The following is an 18442-nucleotide window of genomic DNA, read 5'->3' as shown; positions in this document are numbered from 1 at the left end:
CCCGATCGCTTCAAAATGACTTCTGGGGAATTTCGATGGTTCGCAAGCTCATTTGTGTCGCTGCCAATGGAGCGTCGCGCTGCATACTCCGAAACTCGCAATCGATAGGCTTTCGCTATCGCAGCATGGGAAGCGTTTATTGATCTGGACATCAATAAAGGCTTCGCTCTCAGAGTTGGCGCGCGCTGGATGAACGCAAGGCCGTACCCGTCAGCGATCCAGGTTACCCCTGAGCTGCGCTTAACTGCTTCCGAGTGCATGAGAAATCGCTTGGCATCTGGCATGCCAGGAGCTAAAAGTGGAGCCGTTCTAAAAGTCGAGATCGGGACGAATCGATGAGCCATGACGACGTGCACAAGGTCCGCTCCTTCGAGCATCCCGGAGAGGGACGCCGGCGCGCCAAGGCGACCCCGAAGGGACGCCAGGTCGATCCGGCCGCTGCGCATGAAATTGAGTTGCTGCTCGGCGACCGCCCGCGTCGGCGCGACCTGCTGATCGAGTATCTGCACCAGATCCAGGACAGATATCACCAGATCTCGGCCGCGCATCTGGCCGCCCTCGCCGACGAGATGAAGCTCTCCTTCGCCGAGGTGTTCGAGACCGCGACCTTCTACGCCCATTTCGACGTGGTGAAGGAGGGCGAGCAGGATATTGCGCCGCTCACCATCCGCGTCTGCGACTCCCTCACTTGCGCGATGCTCGGCGGTGAGAAGCTGCTGCAAGATCTGCAAAGCAAAGCCGGACCGGGCATCCGCGTCGTGCGCGCGCCCTGTGTCGGCCGCTGCGATACCGCACCCGCTGCCGAGGTCGGTCACAACTTCGTCGATCACGCCACCGTCGCCAATGTGATGGCGGCGGCAAAGGCCGGCGACACTCACGCGCATCTGCCCGAATATGTCGACTACGACGCCTATGTCGCCGGGGGCGGCTACAAGCTGCTGGGCCAGGTGCGCTCGGGCGAGCTGCCGAAGGACGATCTGCTGAAGGCGCTCGACGACGCCTCGCTGCGCGGCCTCGGCGGTGCCGGCTTCCCGACGGGGCGCAAATGGCGCGCGGTGCTGGGAGAGCCCGGCCCGCGGCTGATGGCGATCAACGGCGACGAGGGCGAGCCCGGCACTTTCAAGGACCGCTATTATCTCGAAACCGATCCGCATCGTTTCATCGAGGGTATGCTGATCGGCGCGCATGTGGTGCAGGCCTCCGACGTCTATATCTATCTGCGCGACGAGTATCCGGCCGCGCGCGAGATCCTCCAGCGCGAGATCGCAAAGCTGCCGCCGGGCGGCCCGACCCTGCACATGCGGCGCGGCGCCGGCGCTTACATCTGCGGCGAGGAATCCTCGCTGCTCGAAAGCATCGAGGGCAAGCGCGGCCTGCCTCGGCACAAGCCGCCTTATCCTTTCCAGGTCGGTCTGTTCGGCCTGCCGACCCTGATCAACAACATCGAGACGCTGTGGTGGGTGCGCGACATCGTCGAGAAGGGCGCCGACTGGTGGAAGGGCCATGGCCGTCACGAGCGTCACGGTCTGCGCAGCTTCTCGGTCTCGGGGCGCGTCAAGAATCCCGGCATGAAGCTCGCGCCCGCCGGCATCACCGTGCGCGAGCTGATCGAGGAATATTGCGGCGGCATGGCCGATGGCCATCAGTTCTACGCCTATCTTCCGGGCGGCGCGTCCGGCGGCATTCTGCCTGCGTCGATGGACGACATTCCGCTCGATTTCGGCACGCTGGAGAAATACGGCTGCTTCATCGGATCGGCCGCGATCGTGATCCTGTCGCAAAAGGACAGCGTGCGCGCGGCGGCGCTGAACCTGATGAAGTTCTTCGAGGACGAGAGCTGCGGCCAGTGCACGCCGTGCCGCGTCGGAACCCAGAAGGCGGCGCTGCTGATGCAAAAGCCGGTCTGGAACCGGGCCTTGCTGGACGAATTGAGCCAGGCGATGCGCGATGCCTCGATCTGCGGGCTCGGACAGGCGGCATCGAATCCGCTGTCCTCCGTGATCAGATATTTCCCTGACGAGTTCAAGGAAGCGGCCGAATGACCAAGATTACGTTCGAGCTCGACGGCAAGCAGGTCGAGGCCAATCCCGGCGAAACGATCTGGCAAGTCGCAAAGCGCCAGGGACGAGAGATTCCGCATCTGTGCTATTCGCCGGCACCGGACTATCGCCCCGACGGCAATTGCCGCGCCTGCATGGTCGAGATCGAGGGCGAGCGTGTGCTGGCGGCGTCCTGCAAGCGCACCCCATCGGTCGGCATGAAGGTGAAAACCGAGTCCGCGCGCGCGGTGTCGGCCCAGAAGATGGTGATGGAGCTGCTGGTCGCCGACCAGCCGGCGCGCGAGACCTCGCACGATCCGGATTCGAAGTTCTGGCACTGGGCCGAGACGACGGGCGTCACCGAGAGCCGCTTCCCCGCCGCCGAGCGTTGGGCGACCGACGCCAGCCATCCGGCGATGCGCGTCAATCTCGATGCCTGCATCCAGTGCGGCCTCTGCGTGCGCGCCTGCCGCGAGGTCCAGGTCAACGACGTCATCGGCATGGCCTATCGCAATCACGATTCCAAGATCGTGTTCGACTTCGACGATCCCATGGGCGAGTCCACCTGCGTCGCCTGCGGCGAATGCGTGCAGGCCTGCCCGACCGGCGCCTTGATGCCGGCCGTGATGCTGGACGAGAAGCAGACCCGCGTCACCTATGCCGACAGGAAGGTCGACTCGCTCTGCCCGTTCTGCGGCGTCGGCTGTCAGGTGACCTACGAGGTCAAGGACGAGAAGGTGATCTATGCGGAAGGCCGCGACGGCCCCGCCAATCACAATCGTCTTTGTGTGAAGGGCCGCTTCGGCTTCGACTACATCCACCATCCGCATCGCCTGACCAAGCCGCTGGTGCGGCTGCCGAATGCGAAGAAGGACGCCAACGACCAGGTCGATCCGGCCAATCCGTTCACCCATTTCCGCGAGGCGAGCTGGGAGGAAGCGCTCGACATCGCGGCCAGGGGGCTCGTCAAGATCCGCGACGAGAAGGGCGTGAAGGCGCTGGCCGGCTTCGGTTCGGCCAAGGGTTCGAACGAAGAGGCCTATCTGTTCCAGAAGCTGGTGCGTACCGGCTTCGGTTCGAACAACGTGGATCATTGCACCCGGCTGTGCCACGCCTCGTCCGTGGCGGCGCTGTTCGAAGGCCTGAGCTCGGGCGCGGTTTCGGCACCGTTCTCTGCGGCGATGGACGCCGAGGTCATCATCGTGATCGGCGCCAATCCGACCGTGAACCATCCGGTCGCCGCGACCTTCATCAAGAACGCGGTGAAGCAGAACGGCGCCAAGCTGTTCGTGATGGATCCGCGCCGGCAGTCGCTGTCGCGTCATGCGACCAAGCATCTGCAGTTCAAGCCCGGCTCGGACGTCGCCATGCTGAACGCGATGATCAACACGATCATCACCGAGGGCCTCACCGACGATCAGTACATCGCCGGCTACACCGAGGGGTTCGAGGAGCTCAAGGAGAAGATCAAGGAGTTCACGCCGGAGAAGATGGAGCCGATCTGCGGCGTCCCGGCGCAGACGCTGCGCGAGGTGGCGCGAACCTATGCGCGGGCGAAATCGTCGATCATCTTCTGGGGCATGGGCATCAGCCAGCATGTCCACGGCACCGACAATGCGCGCTGTCTGATTGCGCTGGCGCTGATCACCGGCCAGGTCGGCCGTCCCGGCACGGGCCTGCATCCGCTGCGCGGCCAGAACAACGTGCAAGGAGCCTCCGACGCCGGCCTGATCCCGATGTTCCTGCCGGACTACCAGCCGGTCGGGCGTGACGACATGCGCGGCGCTTTCGAAAAGCTCTGGCAGCAGGATCTCGATCCCGTGCGCGGCCTGACCGTGGTCGAGATCATGAACGCGATCCATGCCGGTGAGATCACGGGCATGTATATCGAGGGTGAGAACCCCGCGATGTCCGATCCCGATCTCCAGCATGCGCGCCAGGCGCTCGCCATGCTCGATCATCTCGTGGTCCAGGACCTCTTCGTCACCGAGACCGCGTTCCACGCCGACGTCATCCTGCCGGCCTCGGCCTTCGCCGAGAAGGAGGGCTCATTCACCAACACCGACCGCCGCGTCCAGCTCGCGCGCCAGGTGATCAAGCCGCCCGGCGATGCGCGGCAGGATCTCTGGATCATCCAGGAGATCGGCAAGCGCATGGGCCTGCCGTGGAATTATGCCGGCGCCGGCGACGTCTTCGCCGAGATGGCGCAGCTGATGCCGTCGCTGAAGAACATCACCTGGGAGCGGCTGCTACGTGAAGGCGCCGTCACCTATCCGGTCGACGCTCCGGACCAGCCCGGCAACGAGATCATCTTCACGACCGGTTTCCCGACCGCGAGCGGCCGCGGCAAGATCGTGCCGGCCAAGGTGATCCCGCCGGACGAGATTCCCGACGACGAATACCCGATGGTGCTCTCGACCGGCCGCGTGCTGGAGCACTGGCACACCGGCTCGATGACGCGCCGTGCGCAGGTGCTCGACCAGATCGAGCCGGAGGCGGTCGCCTTCATGTCGCCGAAGGACATGCGCAGGAAGCAGCTCGCGCCCGGCGATTTCATTCGCCTGGAGACCCGCCGCGGTGCCGTCGAGGTCAAGGTCCGATCCGACCGCGACGTGCCGGAGAACATGGTGTTCATGCCGTTCTGCTATGCGGAAGCGGCGGCGAACCTGTTGACCAACCCGGCGCTCGATCCGTTCGGCAAGATCCCGGAGTTCAAGTTCTGCGCGGTCAGAGCCGAACGCGCGGAGATGCGCGACGCTGCGGAGTAGGGAAGGTCTCGCCGTTACCGCGCGCACGAGACTTGCCATACAAACCGCTGTCATGCCCGCGAAGGCGGGGCATCCAGTACGCCGCGGCTCATCCATTGAGCCATAACTGTCTCGGAGTACTGGATCGCCCGGTCAAAGCCGGGCGATGACAGTAGTTGTGTGGTGGGCAAATGTGCCCACGTCGTCGCTTCGCTCCTCGCAATCAGGGTGGTAGATTTGGCGCATGTCCAAAGTCACCCCAGCCACGCGCGCGCTCACGGCCGCCGGTGTTGCCTTCACCGTCCATGCCTACGATTATGATCCCGACGCCGAGAGTATCGGCCTCCAGGCGGCTGCCGCGCTCGACGAGGACCCGGCGCGGGTCCTGAAGACGCTGATGGCGCTGGTGGATGGCAAGCCGGTCTGCGTGATCGTGCCGTCCGACCAGGAGGTCTCTATGAAGAAGCTCGCCGCTGCCGCGGGCGGCAAGTCGGCGCAGATGATGAAGCCGCCCGAGGCGGAGCGCGTTACCGGCTACAAGGTCGGCGGCATCAGCCCGTTCGGCCAGCGCAAGCAGGTCGGTACCGTAATCGAGCAGCGCGCGCTCGCGCATGAGCTGGTCTATCTCAATGGTGGCCAGCGCGGCTTGCAGGTGCGGCTGAAGCCGGCCGATGTGCGGGATGTCTTGAAGGCGGTCGTGGCGGATGTGCTGGCGTGACGGAGCGGGATCGTGAGGTGCACGCTGCTCCTGTGGTTTGCGGCGCTGCTCGCCATCGCTCTCCCGGCCGAAGCGCATCAGGTCAACCTCGTCACGGCGCGCGTGGTGCTGACCGCCGATCGCACGGTGAGCGTCGAGATCGGATTGAAGGGCAGCGATGTCGATCGCCTGATCGGCACGAGGATCTATGATACGCGGCAGGACGCGGTCGATCCTGCGGCGGTCGAAGCAGCCAGATCCGCCATCCTCGTCTATATGAGCACGCACCTGAATGTGACAGCCGACGCCAGGGCTTGCTCGGCCGGAAATGCAGCGATCCTGGCGGACGGCGACGGCATCATCTATCGCAACAGCTTTGCCTGCGCCGACGCCCCCGGCGACCTCATCTATCGCTCGACCGTGCTGACCGAGAAAGACCCGGCCGCGCGACAGGTCGTGCTGGTCGCGCAGGGCAGATCGGAGGCGCAGGCCTTGCTCGACGCTGGCAACACGACGGTCACCCTCTCGACCGCGCCGCCGCTGTGGTCGACGATGCAGCGCTATCTCCTCACCGGCATCGAGCACATCTTCCTCGGCTACGATCACGTCGCATTCCTGATTGCCGTGGTGCTGTGGGCAAGACGGCTCATTCCGGTCGTCAAGATCGTGACGGCCTTCACCATCGCCCATTCGATCACCTTGTCGCTGGCCGCGCTTGATGTCCTCGTCATCCCGAGCAGCCTTGTGGAGCCCGCGATCGCGGCCTCGATCGTCTTCGTCGCCGTGGAGAACTTCTTCTCGCGCGATGTCGACAAGCGCTGGCGCATGGCCTTTCTGTTCGGGCTGATCCACGGTTTTGGCTTCGCCGGTGCGCTTCGCGAGATCGGGCTGCCACCCAACGCGGCGGTGCCGGCGCTGGCCGCCTTCAACATCGGCGTCGAGATCGGACAGGTTGCGATCGTCGCAGTCGCGCTGCCGATCCTCCGCGTGGCCGATCGACTGAGTGCTGAGGATCGGTCCGAGCCGGTGAGGGCGGCGGGGCTGGTCTATGCAGTGTCCGCGGTGATCGGCCTGCTCGGCGGCTATTGGCTGCTCGCGCGCGTCCTCGAAGCTTGATCTCGGGCTACGCCGGCGGCGAGACAAAACTTCATCCCCGAACTGGTGGCATCCCCGCGGCACCGCATGCGGGCCCCATGCACTTGAGTTCGCCGACAAGCTCTGTATAGAAGCGAAGATGAAATAGAATAACGTTCTGCCTGACAGAACGATGGATAGGAAGGGACGGAACGATGGAATCCGAACGCGTCCATCAAGGCGACGGCCAGCCGGTGTCATTTTCGCCCGACGCCGTCATCGCGGCTTTCACGGCGATCCCCGACTTGCTGGCACGCGATGCCGCCCTGGCCGCCCGCGGGCGCTGGCTCGACGTCGACTGCCTGCTCGGGCCGAGCACGCAGCCATTTCACCTTGCCATCCGCGCCGGGCAGATCGTGGATATGACGCCGGCTCCTGTCCTGATGCGCTCGTGGCGGTTCGCCTACCGTGCGACGCCGGCGGCGTTTGCCGCCTATTGGCAGAAGATGCCGCCGGCGGGTTGGCATGACCTGCTCGCGCTGACCAAGCGCGGACAGGCGACACTTGAAGGGGATCTGCATCCCTTCATGACGCATCTTCAGTACTTCAAGGATCTCTTGGCGCTGCCCCGACAGAACGGTTTTGGAGGTGCGTCATGAGCGGCTTCGTCGAGCCGATCGTCGGGCGCTACGTGCATGTCGAAATCAATGGAGAGATCAACCGCATCTACTTCGAGGAAAACGGCAGCGGCATTCCACTGGTCTGCCTCCACACCGCCGGCTCCGATGCGCGGCAATGGCGGCATCTGCTCGTGGATGACGAGTTCACCAGGCATTTCCGCGTCATCGCCTTCGACATGCCCTGGCACGGCAAGTCCAATCCGCCGGACAGCCAATACGGCACCGAATATCGGCTGACCACCGCAAGCTACACCGCGACCATCCGTGCGTTCTGCAACGCGCTGAAGCTGGAGCGGCCGGTGGTGATGGGCTGTTCGATCGGCGGCCGTATCGTGCTCAATCTCGCCATCGAGCATGCGGGCGAATTCCGCGCCCTGATCGGCCTCGAGGCTGCGGACTTCCAGCAGCCCTGGTACGACACGGCCTGGCTGAACCGGCCCGACGTTCATGGCGGCGAGGTCTGCGCCGCCCTGGTGTCCGGGCTGATCGCGCCTGGCGGCCCGGAAGCTTCGCGCAACGAGACGCTGTGGGGCTACAAGCAGGGCGGCCCCGGCATCTTCAAGGGCGATCTATATTTCTATCGCGTCGATGGCGATCTGCGCGGGCGCACCTGTAACATCGACGTCAACCAGTGTCCGCTCTATCTCCTCACCGGCGAGTACGATTTCTCCTGCACGCCGGAGGACACGCTGCGGACAGCCGCCGGCATTCCCGGCGCGAAGGCTACCGTGATGGAGCGGCTCGGCCATTTTCCGATGAGTGAGAACCCGGAACAGTTCCGGCGCTACATCGCGCCGGTGCTGCAAGACATCCTCAACAAGCAAAATTCGTAAACGGGAGGCGTATCTTATGAAGTTGCGTTGGATCATGGCGGCAATTCTGGCCGCACAGGCGAGCACAGCGCTAGCAGCCGGCAATGTGATCAGGATCGGCGTGCTCAACGACCAGTCCGGCGTGTTCGCCGACAATGGCGGGCGCGGCTCGGTTGCCGCCGCAAAACTCGCCGCGGAGGATTTCGGCAACGAGCTGCTCGGCAAGAAAATCGAGATCATCTCGGCCGACCACCAGAACAAGCCGGATATCGCATCGGCCACCGCGCGCAAATGGTTCGACAATGAAGGCGTCGACATGATTGCGGACGGCGCAGCCTCTTCGGCCGGCTTTGCCATCCTTGAAGTCGCCAAGCAGAAGAACAAGATCTTCGTGATCTCAGGCCCCGGCTCGTCCGATTTTACCGGAAAGTCCTGTTCGCCGGTGAGCTTCCACTTCAACTACGACACCTACGCGCTGTCGAAGCTCACCAGCGATGCGATCACGCGGGCCGGTGGCAAGACCTGGTACTTCGTGACGGCCGACTATGCCTTCGGCCACGCGCTTCAGCGCGACGCGACCAAATTCATCGAGGCCGCCGGCGGCAAGGTGATCGGCTCGGCCGCGCATCCGCTCGGCACCGCCGATTTCGCGTCGTTCCTGTTGCAGGCGCAGGGCTCCAAGGCCGACGTCGTCGGGCTGGCGACGTCCGGCGCGGACGTGCAGACCGCGATCAAGCAGGCGGGCGAGTTCGGCATCGTCGAAGGCGGCCAGAAGCTCGCCGGTCTTCTCGTCTTCATCACGGACGTGAATTCCCTCGGCCTGAAGGTCACCCAGGGCTTGCAGGTGACGACTTCGTTCTACTGGGACCTCAACGAGCAAACCCGGGCCTGGTCGAAGCGCTATGCCGCTCTGATGGACGGCAAGGTCGCGAGCATGGTGCAAGCCGGGGTCTATAGCGGCGTGCATCACTACCTTGCCGCGGTGAAGGCGGCGGGCACGACGGATGCGACGGCCGTTGCCGCCAAGATGCACGAGATGAAAGTCAACGATATGTACAACAAGGACGTTGCGATCCGTCCCGACGGGCGCGTGCTGCATGCGATGTATCTGGTGCAGGTGAAGAAGCCGGAGGAGTCCAAGTACAAGTTCGACTATTACCGGATCGTCAGCTCCAAGCCGGGTGAAGAGGTGTTCCGGCCGATGAGCGAGGGCGGCTGTCCGCTGGTGAAGTAACTGCGTCGGCCGGGCGGGCCCGCACCCGCCCGGCCGCAGGATTTTCGAGGGAGAATAACGGAATGTCTGGTTCGATTGGGTTCATCGGTCTCGGGGTCATGGGCGAGCCGATCTGCCGCAACCTCTTGCGCAAGAGCGGACGGCCGGTGCTGGCGTTCGACCTCGCCGCAGAGCCACTGGCGCGGATCGTTGCGGATGGAGGGACCGCGGCAAGGTCGGTCGAAGATGTCGTCGGCGGCACCGAGACGATCTTCCTGTGCCTTCCCAGTGCCAGGCATGTGATGTCGGTCTTCGAAAGCATCCTGCCGGCCATCGGAAGCGGCCAGACCGTGGTCGATCTCGGCACCTCCGATGTCGGCCTGACGCGGTCGTTCGCGAGGCAACTCGCCGACAAGGGTGCGCTCTGGATCGACGCGCCGATCGCGCGCACGCGTCAGGCTGCGCAGGACGGCACGCTCAGCGTCATGGTCGGCGCGACAGTCGAGCAGTTCGCGAAGGTCGAGCCGCTGATCCGGCATTTCGCCACGGATGTCACCCTCTGCGGCGACACCGGGGCCGGACAGGTCACGAAGATCCTCAACAACATGGTGCTGTTCGAGACCGTCAATGCGCTGGCGGAGGCGGTCGCGATCGCCAAGCACAGCGGCGTCGAGCCGAAGCTGCTGCTGGAGACCCTGTCCAAGGGGTCGGCGGATAGCTTCGCGCTGCGTAACCATGGCATGAAGGCGATCGTCGCCAGGGAGTTTCCGCTGCGCGCCTTCTCGACCGAGTATGCAATGAAGGATCTCTCTTACGCGCTGGAGCTGGGTGCGCAGGCCGGGCTAAATCTGCGCGGCGCGGCGCTGATGCGCACGATCTTCCAGGAGACGATCGACAAGGGCATGGGCGACGCTTATTTTCCCGTCATCGCAAAGCTCATCGATCCCTCCGGATTCCCTGACTAGGAGACCGCATGCCTTCGTCCGGTGTCGCCGCCGTCGACCGCGCTCTGAGCATCCTTGCGGCCTTCGAGGATGCGCCGGAGCCGATGACTCTGGCCGAGCTCGCCCGGCGCACCAAAATGTACAAGAGCACGCTGCTGCGGCTGATGACGTCGCTTCAGGAATTCGGCTATCTCGTGCAGTTCGCCGACGGTCGCTATCACCTCGGCCCGACGCCGTTCCGGCTCGGCGCGGTCTACCAGCGCAGCAACAATCTGCATGATCAGGTGGTGCCGCTGTTGCGGCAGCTCGTGGCCGACGGCACCGAAAGCCCGTCGTATCATGTGCGGCATGACGCCAGGCGCAGGCTGTGCGTCTTTCGTGTCGATTCCCGGCATTCGACGCTCGACCGGGTCGAGGCCGGCATGCTCCTGCCGCTCGACCGCGGCGCAGCCGGCCGCGTTATTCTCGCCTTCGACGGGGAGAAAGGCGAGGGCTACGACGAGATCCGAAAGGACTGCGTCGCCGTGTCCTTTGGCGAGCGTGATCCGGATTGCGCCGGACTTGCCTGCCCGGTGTTCGGCCCCGCTGGCAAATGCGTTGGTGCCCTGTCGCTCTCGGGGCCGAAGCTGCGCTTCACGCGGGACAATATCAAGGCGATGACGTCGCTGTTGCTGAAGGCTGCCGTCCGCCTGACGCGCACGCTGGGCGGTCCGACCGAACTGCTTGACGAAGCCTTGCCGGCCTCGGCTGAAGAGGCGCGTCCCGCGCGCAGGGTGAGGCGGTAGGCGGCCTATTGCTTCTGCAACAATTTCAGCCGGCAGCGCAGCGCTTCCCGGATATGCGCGCGTGCCAGCTTTTCCGCCGTGTCGCCGTCGCGCGCAGCGATGGCCTCGATCATGGCCTGATGCTCGCCGCGACTGGTCGAGGGGCGGCCCGATACGGTGAAGGTGGTCGGGCCGAGCAGGGCGATCCAGTCCTGCAATTCCCGTGAAGCGTTGTCGAGATAGCGGTTGCGGGCGGCGCGGCAAATGGCCTCGTGGAAGGCGCGGTTGAGCCGCGCCATCTCCGCCGTGTCGGTTCCGGACGCCTCGACAAAAGCCTGCTCGATGTCTCGGAGCGCGTCGATCTCCGTCGTTGAGGCGTGCTCGGCGGCGAGGCGCGCCGCGGCACCTTCCATGATCTCGCGCATGGCGTAGAGCTCGAGCACCTCGGAAATGTCGAGATTGCGGACGATCAGCCCGCGGCCGCCGGCAGGCTCGACGAAGCCGCGTGCCGCGAGGCGGCCCAGCGCTTCGCGAACCGGAGTGCGGCTGACCTTGAGCCGCTGGGCGACTTCCTCCTCGCGCAGGCGGTCGCCCGCGCGGTAGCTGCCGGCCTGGAGCGCCTCGCACAGAGAGCGGAACACGGCTTCGCCCAACGCAACGCCGGCGCTGCGCGAAATCGACCCGCCTGTCCTTGCCGGGCGTCTGGCCATGATCCCTCGATGCGCATCCTGCCCATGCAGAGACGCCGCTTGCACGCCCGATGTATATCTTTGTATACAAACGTGCGCAATGGTGGAACTGGTCGAGCATGCCGCTGACGGACAGAAAATCTCTAATCTCGGGTGCCATCGGGCAGACGGCATGAGCAGCAAATACGACGTGCTGGTGATCGGCGGCGGCAATGCGGCGCTGTGTGCAGCGATCAGCGCCCGGCGCGGCGGCGCCTCGGTGCTGGTGCTTGAGGGGGCGCCAAAGTTCTATCGCGGCGGCAATACCCGTCACACCCGCAACATGCGTTGCGCCCACGACGCGGCGACCGAAATCCTGACCGGTCCCTATACGGAAGATGAGTTCTGGGAGGACCTGCTGCGCGTCACCGGCGGGCAGACCGACGAGGTGCTGGCGCGCCACATGATCCACGAATCCAAGGACATCCTGAACTGGATCGTGGAGCAGGGTGTGCGCTGGCAGCCTTCGCTCGGCGGCACGCTGAGCCTCGGCCGCACCAACTCCTTCTTTCTCGGCGGGGGCCGCGCGATGCTCAACGCGCTCTATCTCACCGCCGAACGGCTCGGCGTCGAGGTCGAATACGACGCCGAGGTCACCGACCTCGTGATCGAGGACGGCATGTTCCTCGCTGCCCGCCTCAAGCGGCCGATCAAGGGCGAGACCGAGATCCGCGCGACCTCGCTGGTGGCCGCCGCGGGCGGATTCGAGGCCAACATCGAATGGCTGAAGCAATATTGGGGCGAGGCCGCCGACAATTTCCTGATCCGCGGCACGCCCTATAATCGTGGCTCGGTCCTGAAGATGCTGCTCGACAAGGGCGTGCAGGAGGTCGGCGATCCCACCCAGTGCCACGCGGTCGCGATCGACGCCCGTGCGCCGAAATTCGACGGCGGCATCATCACGCGGCACGACTCGGTCGTGTTCGGCATCGTCGTCAACAGGCACGCGCAGCGCTTCTACGACGAGGGCGAGGACATCTGGCCGAAGCGCTATGCGATCTGGGGCCGGCTGGTTGCGGCGCAGCCCGACCAGATCGCCTACATCATCTTCGATTCCACCGTGGTCACCTCTTTCATGCCGACGCTGTTTCCGCCGATCGCCGGACAGACGGTGGCGGAACTCGCCGGTAAGCTCGAGCTCGATCCGGCCGCGCTGGAGAAGACCATCACCGAGTTCAACGCCGCGGTGCTATCAGGCACCTTCGACCATACCATCCTGGACGACTGCCGTACCGAAGGCATCACGCCGCCGAAGACACACTGGGCGCGCCGGATCGAGACACCGCCCTATCTCGCCTATCCGGTCCGGCCCGGCATCACCTTCACCTATCTCGGCACGCGCGTGAACAAGGAGGCGCGGATGCTGATGAAGGGCGGCAAGCCGTCAGGCAACATGTTCGCGGCCGGCGAGATCATGGCCGGCAACGTGCTCGGCAAGGGCTATGCCGCCGGCATGGGGATGACCATCGGCAGCGTGTTCGGGCGGATCGCGGGACGGGAAGCGGCAAAACATGCACGGAACTAGGATTTTGGACGAAGCCGACCGTCTAATGACGGTCTGCAATTCCTGTCGCTATTGCGAGGGCTTGTGCGCGGTGTTTCCGGCCATGGAGATGCGCCGCGCCTTCTCCGACGGCGACCTCAACTATCTCGCCAATCTCTGCCATGGCTGCGGTGCCTGCTACGTCGACTGCCAGTTCTCGCCGCCGCACGAGTTCAACGTCAACGTCCCCAAGACGCTCGCGGTCGCGCGCGCGGAGTCCTATGCGGCCTACGCCTGGCCGCGGGCGCTGTCCGGTGCGTTCGCGCGCAACGGGCTCGTCATCAGCGTCATCGCCGCGCTCAGCATGGCCGCCTTCATCCTCGGCTTCGCCGCGCTCAACGATCGCAGCGTGCTGTTCGGCGTGCACACCGGCCCCGGCGCCTTCTACAAGCTGATGCCACATAACACCATGGCCGCTCTGTTCAGTGCCGCCTTCCTCTACGCCATCCTGGCCCTCGTCATGAGCGTGCGCGCCTTCTGGCGCGACATCGGCGCACCCATTGGTGGCCATGCCGACGGCGGCTCGATCTTTCAGGCGATCCGCGATGCCGGCGAGCTGCGCTATCTCCATGGCGGCGGCGTCGGTTGCTACAACGAGGACGACAAGCCGACCGACCGGCGCAAGCTCTGTCATCACCTGACCTTCTACGGCTTCCTGCTGTGCTTCGCCGCGACGTCGGTGGCGACGCTCTATCACTATCTGCTCGGGCGCGAGGCGCCGTATCCGTGGTGGGACCTGCCCGTGGTGCTGGGCTCGCTCGGCGGCATCGGCCTGATCGTCGGGCCGATCGGCCTGTTCACGGCCAAGATGCGCCGCGATCCGGCATTGCTTGACGAGAGCCGTTACGGCATGGATGTCGGCTTCATCGCCATGCTGTTCCTGACCGGCCTCACGGGAATGCTGCTGCTGGTCCTGCGCGAGACCGGCGCGATGGGGCCGCTGCTCGCGCTGCATCTCGGCGCCGTGTTCGCGCTGTTCATCACCATGCCCTACGGCAAGTTCGTGCACGGCATTTATCGCTTTGCCGCCTTGGTGCGCTATGCGCAGGAACGGCGGACCGCAGCGTGATCGCTCCCTCTCCCGCTTGCGGGAGAGGGTCGGGGAGAGGGTCACTCCGCAGTGGGACAACCCCCAAGAGGAGAAAGCCCTCACCCGCGCCTTCGGCGCGACCTCTCCCGCAAGCGGGAGAGGTGAACGAGCCGGGTTACGCTACGTCGCGCTCGGGCGAGGACGCTTGCTCGCGGGCCATCGTCGTTGCCGTGACATAGTCGGTCTTGCCGGTGCCGAGCAGCGGCACCTTGTCGACCACCATGATCGTGGCAGGCACCGTCAGCTCTGACGCGCCGATCGCCTTGGCCTGGGCCTGCATCGCGCTACGCTCGGCGTTCCTCTGCGTCGTCAGCAAGACGATGCGCTCGCCCTTACGCTGGTCCGGGATCGACACTGCGACGGAGGCCGCCTGCGGCCACAGCGCCGTTGCGATGGCTTCGACCGCCGACAGCGAGACCATCTCGCCTGCGATCTTGGCGAAGCGCTTGGCGCGGCCCTTGATGGTGATGAAGCCAGCGGCGTCGATCGCCACGATGTCGCCGGTATCGTGCCAGCCCTCGGGAAGCTTTTCGAGCACGCCGGGATTTTCGGCCCGCAAGTAGCCGAGCATCACATTCGGCCCGCGCACGGAGAGGCGGCCGCCTTCCTCGATGCCGGGGACCGGATCGAGGCGGCTTTCCATCAGCGGCGACAGGCGGCCGACGGTGCCGGGACGGTTGGCCATCGGCGTGTTCATCGCCAGCACCGGTGCCGTCTCGGTGACGCCATAGCCTTCGAGGATGCGGATGCCGTAGCGCTCCATGAACACCTGGCGCGTGCGGTCCTTGACCGCTTCGGCGCCGGCGATGACGAGGCGTAGGGTCCGGAAGTCGTAGGGGTGCGCCGACCGCGCATAGCCGGTGAGGAACGTATCGGTGCCGAACAGGATCGTCGCGCCGGTCTGGTAAATCAGCTCCGGCACGATGCGGTAATGCAGCGGCGACGGATACATGTAGATCGGGATGCCCGCCAGCATCGGCATCATCATTCCGCCGGTCAACCCGAAGGAGTGGAACACCGGCAGCACGTTGAACACCTTGTCATTGGCGTTGGCGTCGACGCGCGCCAGCGCCTGCGCCGCATTGGCGAGGATGTTGCGGTGGGACAGCACAACGCCCTTCGGCGTGCCTTCCGAGCCCGAGGTGAACAACACGACGGCCGGATCGTTGGCCTGGCGGGACACCCGCGGCGCGGTGCCGGCGAGCAGGCCCTTGATCTTGTCGACGGCACCGATCGAGGCGCGGACGTCCTCGAGATAGACCACGCGCGCCTCGGCCGAAATCGCGGCCATCAGCTTGTCGAGCTTGCCCTTCTCGATGAACGCCTTCGACGTCAGCACGGTCTTGACCTGCGCGGCTTTCATGGCGGCGAGCACGTTGACCGGGCCGGCCGAGAAGTTGAGCATCGCCGGCACCCGGCCGCTGTTCTGCAGCGCCATGAAGACGACGGCGACGCCGGCCGAATTCGGCAGCAGCACGCCGACATTCTCGCCGATTGCGGTGCCGTTCTCCAGCTTGCGGCTCAGGACCTGCGCGCCGAGGATCAGCTTGCGATAGGTCAGCTTGGTGCCGAGCGCGTCCTCGATGATGACCTTGCCGGTGTCGCGGTCGCGATAGGCGTGTCCGAGTGCTTCGAACAGGGTGTGATCGAGCATGGCGTTCTTTACGAGCGCGTCGATCATCACGTCCTGGAGCGCGGCGCCGGCGGCATTGCGGCGCGCCTTGCCCTTGAGCGTTTCGTCGACCGGCAGCTTGACCGGCGGAAGGATGGTGACTGTCACGCGCGGAAACCACGACCGCTTGATCTGGCTGCTGTTGAGATAGCTGAGATAGGAGCGCTGCGCGCCTTCGATGCGAACCGGCACGACCACGGCGTCGGCCTTGTCCGCGATCATCGCGGTGCCGTCATAGACCTTCATCAGTGAGCCGGAGACGGTGATGCGTCCTTCCGGGAAGATCACAACCGGCTCGCCGGCGGCGACGAGCTTGATCAGGTCGCGTGCGGCCAGCGGCTTGGTCGGATCCATGGTGTAGTGCTTGACGACGCGCAGGAACGGCTTGGCCCACCAGGCCCTGGCGATGCCGGTATCCACCGCGAAGCTCGCGTCGATCGGCAGCACGGCGTGCAGCAGCGGGCCGTCGATCAGGCTGACATGGTTGGGCGCGATCAGCATGCGCGTGCCCGGAGGCGGCAGGTTTTCGAGCCCGCGGATCTCGGTGCGGAACAGGGCGCGGAATAGAAGCCCGCCGGCATCGCGCACGCCTTCTTTGCCCCACTTGGTCAGGACGAACCACATCGCGCCGAAGCTGGCGACGCCGAGGCCGAAGAAGATCCAGCCGATATGGAGACCGGCGGCCTGCAACAGCGCGACGAACAGCGAGCCCACGACCATGAAGGCTGCCTGCAGCACGTTGCCGGCGGCGATGATCCGGGCGCGCTCGGACGGCGCCGACCAGGCCTGGACCGCGGCGAAGGACGGCACGACGAACAGGCCGCCGCCGAAGGCGAAGGCGACGAAGTCGACCAGCATGCGCAGGCCCGCGAACGAGGTCGCGAAACCGGCCGCGGTGACGTCCTGAGCCTTGGCGGTCACGCCGATGGCCCAGGCGAGATCGAGGCCGGCACATCCCATGATGATGGCGCCGATCGGCACTAGCGCAAGGTTGGGGCGAACGTGGCTGAGGCTTGCGGCGAACAGCGAGCCGATGGCGATGCCGATCGCGAAGATCGCAAGGCACAGCGTCACCACGCCCTCGGTGCCGCCGACGACCTCCTTGATCAGCGCCGGCAGCAGCGACAGCACGATGGCGCCGACCAGCCAGAACCAGGAGACGATCACGGTACCGTCCCACAGGCGGTGATCGGCGTGCAGCGTCCTGAGCAGGCTGACCGTAGAGGTCCAGGGATTGGCGTCGACGGGCAGATCGGGCGCTGAGGGCGTGGTCGCGGGAATGCGGGCGGCGAAGGCCCAGGACAGCAGGGCCAGTACGACAACGGCCGAGGCGACCCAGCCCATATGCGCGGAGCCGGCCACGAACTGGCCGCCGGCGACGGTGCCGAGCAGGATGGCCATGAAGGTGGCGCCTTCGACCAGGGCGTTGCCGGTCGCGAGCTCGCCGAGCTCGAGCTGGTCCGGCAGCATGGCGTATTTCACCGGGCCAAACAGGGCGGCGATGACGCCGAACAGCGCCAGCGCTGCGAACAGCAGCGGCACCGAATGCAGAAAGAAGCCGGCAGCGGCAAAGCCGGCGGCGAAGATCTCGGCGAATTTGAGCCGCCTTGCGACGACGGATTTGACGTATTTGTCGGCGAGCTGGCCGCCGAGCCCCGACAGGATGAAATAGGGGAAGATGAAGACGGCGCCTGCGACCGTCACCAGGGCATCGCCGTGGCCGGTCGCTGCACTGTAAAGCAGGATGATGACGAGTGCGTTCTTGAGCACATTGTCATTGAGCGCCGAGAAGAACTGCGCCCAGAACAGCGGCGCGAAGCGGCGTGACGACATCAATTCCCTGATCATGACCAGTCCTGTTTTGGAAACGCATCTTGGGGGTGTTACGCTGTCGGTGGGGCGTCGGGACCAGAGATAAGCAATGGGCAAATTGCGAGGTGAGGACGATCGTCCCGGCTTGCTTTGCGCCGTCGCTCCTTCCGATCCTGTTGGTCTCCGATTGGCGTCGTTAGGTTCGCAAATGACTTCGGTCGCGGCGTATCAGGCTCCGGCAGGAAGGCCGCAGCTCCACGGATATCGCGCCGGGCGATGAGGAAAAGCTGAACCGCATCGCCGAGGGCCGCGCCATCCGGCGCGCATGTCGGGGCATGGTGAGTCCAACATTGTAACCGGCTCTTGCATTCGAACCGATCGGGGCGTGCCGGCTGCGTCTCAGGTGAGATGGGCGAGGTGCCGAAACGGCGAGAAGCGACCGAGCAGGCTGAACCGGCGCCGCTCGTGGCGGGCTCGGGCGCGGTTCGTCCGCCACATCCGGAAGGTCGCGCGGCGCTCGGCGAGCACGCCGGCAATGTCGCAGGCATTGGCGATGCGATCGATCGGCGCCATCACGACCTTGAGGGCGGCGCGGCCGAGGCCGGTCACGAGAGCCGTGGCGTCATC

General features: G+C 65.3%; 13 protein-coding genes. 11 read left to right on the top strand and 2 right to left on the bottom strand.

Annotation, left to right across the window (positions count from 1 at the left end; genetic code table 11):
- Positions 1 to 335 precede the first annotated feature (335 nt).
- From AC1RQP_RS24240 to AC1RQP_RS24200, 9 genes are all read left to right on the top strand, one after another.
- Positions 336 to 2042 (top strand): NADH-ubiquinone oxidoreductase-F iron-sulfur binding region domain-containing protein, encoded by a 1707-nt coding sequence (locus tag AC1RQP_RS24240; RefSeq protein WP_239621653.1) that lies wholly within the window; start codon positions 336 to 338, stop codon positions 2040 to 2042.
- Positions 2039 to 4807 (top strand): formate dehydrogenase subunit alpha, encoded by a 2769-nt coding sequence (fdhF, locus tag AC1RQP_RS24235; protein WP_492938794.1) that lies wholly within the window; start codon positions 2039 to 2041, stop codon positions 4805 to 4807. Before AC1RQP_RS24240 ends, fdhF begins: the two co-directional genes overlap by 4 nt.
- 223 nt (positions 4808 to 5030) lie before the next feature.
- Positions 5031 to 5504 carry a Cys-tRNA(Pro) deacylase gene (gene ybaK, locus AC1RQP_RS24230; protein WP_492938793.1) on the top strand — a complete coding sequence of 158 codons (474 nt, stop codon included), beginning with the start codon at positions 5031 to 5033 and terminating at the stop codon, positions 5502 to 5504.
- A gap of 12 nt (positions 5505 to 5516) precedes the next feature.
- Positions 5517 to 6599 carry a HupE/UreJ family protein gene (locus AC1RQP_RS24225; protein WP_492938792.1) on the top strand — a complete coding sequence of 361 codons (1083 nt, stop codon included), beginning with the start codon at positions 5517 to 5519 and terminating at the stop codon, positions 6597 to 6599.
- Positions 6600 to 6772: 173 nt separating this feature from the next.
- Positions 6773 to 7216 carry a hypothetical protein gene (locus AC1RQP_RS24220; RefSeq protein WP_492938791.1) on the top strand — a complete coding sequence of 148 codons (444 nt, stop codon included), beginning with the start codon at positions 6773 to 6775 and terminating at the stop codon, positions 7214 to 7216.
- Positions 7213 to 8070 (top strand): alpha/beta fold hydrolase, encoded by an 858-nt coding sequence (locus AC1RQP_RS24215; RefSeq protein ID WP_492938790.1) that lies wholly within the window; start codon positions 7213 to 7215, stop codon positions 8068 to 8070. Before AC1RQP_RS24220 ends, AC1RQP_RS24215 begins: the two co-directional genes overlap by 4 nt.
- 16 nt (positions 8071 to 8086) lie before the next feature.
- Complete coding sequence (locus tag AC1RQP_RS24210) at positions 8087 to 9283, top strand: ABC transporter substrate-binding protein (protein WP_492938789.1); 1197 nt, start codon at positions 8087 to 8089, stop codon at positions 9281 to 9283.
- 62 nt (positions 9284 to 9345) lie between these two features.
- Positions 9346 to 10227, top strand: a complete 882-nt coding sequence (locus AC1RQP_RS24205; protein WP_492938788.1) for an NAD(P)-dependent oxidoreductase — start codon at positions 9346 to 9348, stop codon at positions 10225 to 10227.
- A gap of 8 nt (positions 10228 to 10235) precedes the next feature.
- Entirely contained in the window at positions 10236 to 10991 is a 756-nt protein-coding gene (locus tag AC1RQP_RS24200) for an IclR family transcriptional regulator (protein ID WP_492938787.1), read from the top strand.
- Between the two features lie 5 nt (positions 10992 to 10996).
- Here the strand turns inward: AC1RQP_RS24200 and AC1RQP_RS24195 are convergent, their stop codons facing one another.
- Positions 10997 to 11680 (bottom strand): GntR family transcriptional regulator, encoded by a 684-nt coding sequence (locus tag AC1RQP_RS24195; protein ID WP_492938786.1) that lies wholly within the window; start codon positions 11678 to 11680, stop codon positions 10997 to 10999.
- A 151-nt stretch (positions 11681 to 11831) separates the two neighbouring features.
- On the opposite strand from AC1RQP_RS24195, the gene tcuA reads away from it, so the two are divergent.
- Entirely contained in the window at positions 11832 to 13223 is a 1392-nt protein-coding gene (tcuA, locus tag AC1RQP_RS24190) for an FAD-dependent tricarballylate dehydrogenase TcuA (protein WP_492938785.1), read from the top strand.
- Positions 13210 to 14310 carry a tricarballylate utilization 4Fe-4S protein TcuB gene (tcuB, locus tag AC1RQP_RS24185; RefSeq protein WP_492938784.1) on the top strand — a complete coding sequence of 367 codons (1101 nt, stop codon included), beginning with the start codon at positions 13210 to 13212 and terminating at the stop codon, positions 14308 to 14310. Before tcuA ends, tcuB begins: the two co-directional genes overlap by 14 nt.
- Positions 14311 to 14446: 136 nt before the next feature.
- Here the strand turns inward: tcuB and AC1RQP_RS24180 are convergent, their stop codons facing one another.
- Positions 14447 to 17851, bottom strand: a complete 3405-nt coding sequence (locus tag AC1RQP_RS24180; protein ID WP_492938783.1) for an acyl-[ACP]--phospholipid O-acyltransferase — start codon at positions 17849 to 17851, stop codon at positions 14447 to 14449.
- Positions 17852 to 18442: the final 591 nt, after the last annotated feature.

The sequence above is a fragment of the Bradyrhizobium sp. GW821-FHT13H06 genome, from assembly GCF_058803975.1.
Note: the sequence above shows the minus strand (reverse complement) of the source record. Positions and strands in the feature narration are given on the sequence as shown.

Coding starts and splice junctions, on each gene's coding strand:
- AC1RQP_RS24240 (WP_239621653.1), top strand. CDS start 336: ATGAGCCATGACGACGTGCACAAGGTCCGCTCCTTCGAGCATCCCGGA.
- fdhF (WP_492938794.1), top strand. CDS start 2,039: ATGACCAAGATTACGTTCGAGCTCGACGGCAAGCAGGTCGAGGCCAAT.
- ybaK (WP_492938793.1), top strand. CDS start 5,031: ATGTCCAAAGTCACCCCAGCCACGCGCGCGCTCACGGCCGCCGGTGTT.
- AC1RQP_RS24220 (WP_492938791.1), top strand. CDS start 6,773: ATGGAATCCGAACGCGTCCATCAAGGCGACGGCCAGCCGGTGTCATTT.
- AC1RQP_RS24215 (WP_492938790.1), top strand. CDS start 7,213: ATGAGCGGCTTCGTCGAGCCGATCGTCGGGCGCTACGTGCATGTCGAA.
- AC1RQP_RS24210 (WP_492938789.1), top strand. CDS start 8,087: ATGAAGTTGCGTTGGATCATGGCGGCAATTCTGGCCGCACAGGCGAGC.
- AC1RQP_RS24205 (WP_492938788.1), top strand. CDS start 9,346: ATGTCTGGTTCGATTGGGTTCATCGGTCTCGGGGTCATGGGCGAGCCG.
- AC1RQP_RS24200 (WP_492938787.1), top strand. CDS start 10,236: ATGCCTTCGTCCGGTGTCGCCGCCGTCGACCGCGCTCTGAGCATCCTT.
- AC1RQP_RS24195 (WP_492938786.1), bottom strand. CDS start 11,680: ATGGCCAGACGCCCGGCAAGGACAGGCGGGTCGATTTCGCGCAGCGCC.
- tcuA (WP_492938785.1), top strand. CDS start 11,832: ATGAGCAGCAAATACGACGTGCTGGTGATCGGCGGCGGCAATGCGGCG.
- tcuB (WP_492938784.1), top strand. CDS start 13,210: ATGCACGGAACTAGGATTTTGGACGAAGCCGACCGTCTAATGACGGTC.
- AC1RQP_RS24180 (WP_492938783.1), bottom strand. CDS start 17,851: ATGATCAGGGAATTGATGTCGTCACGCCGCTTCGCGCCGCTGTTCTGG.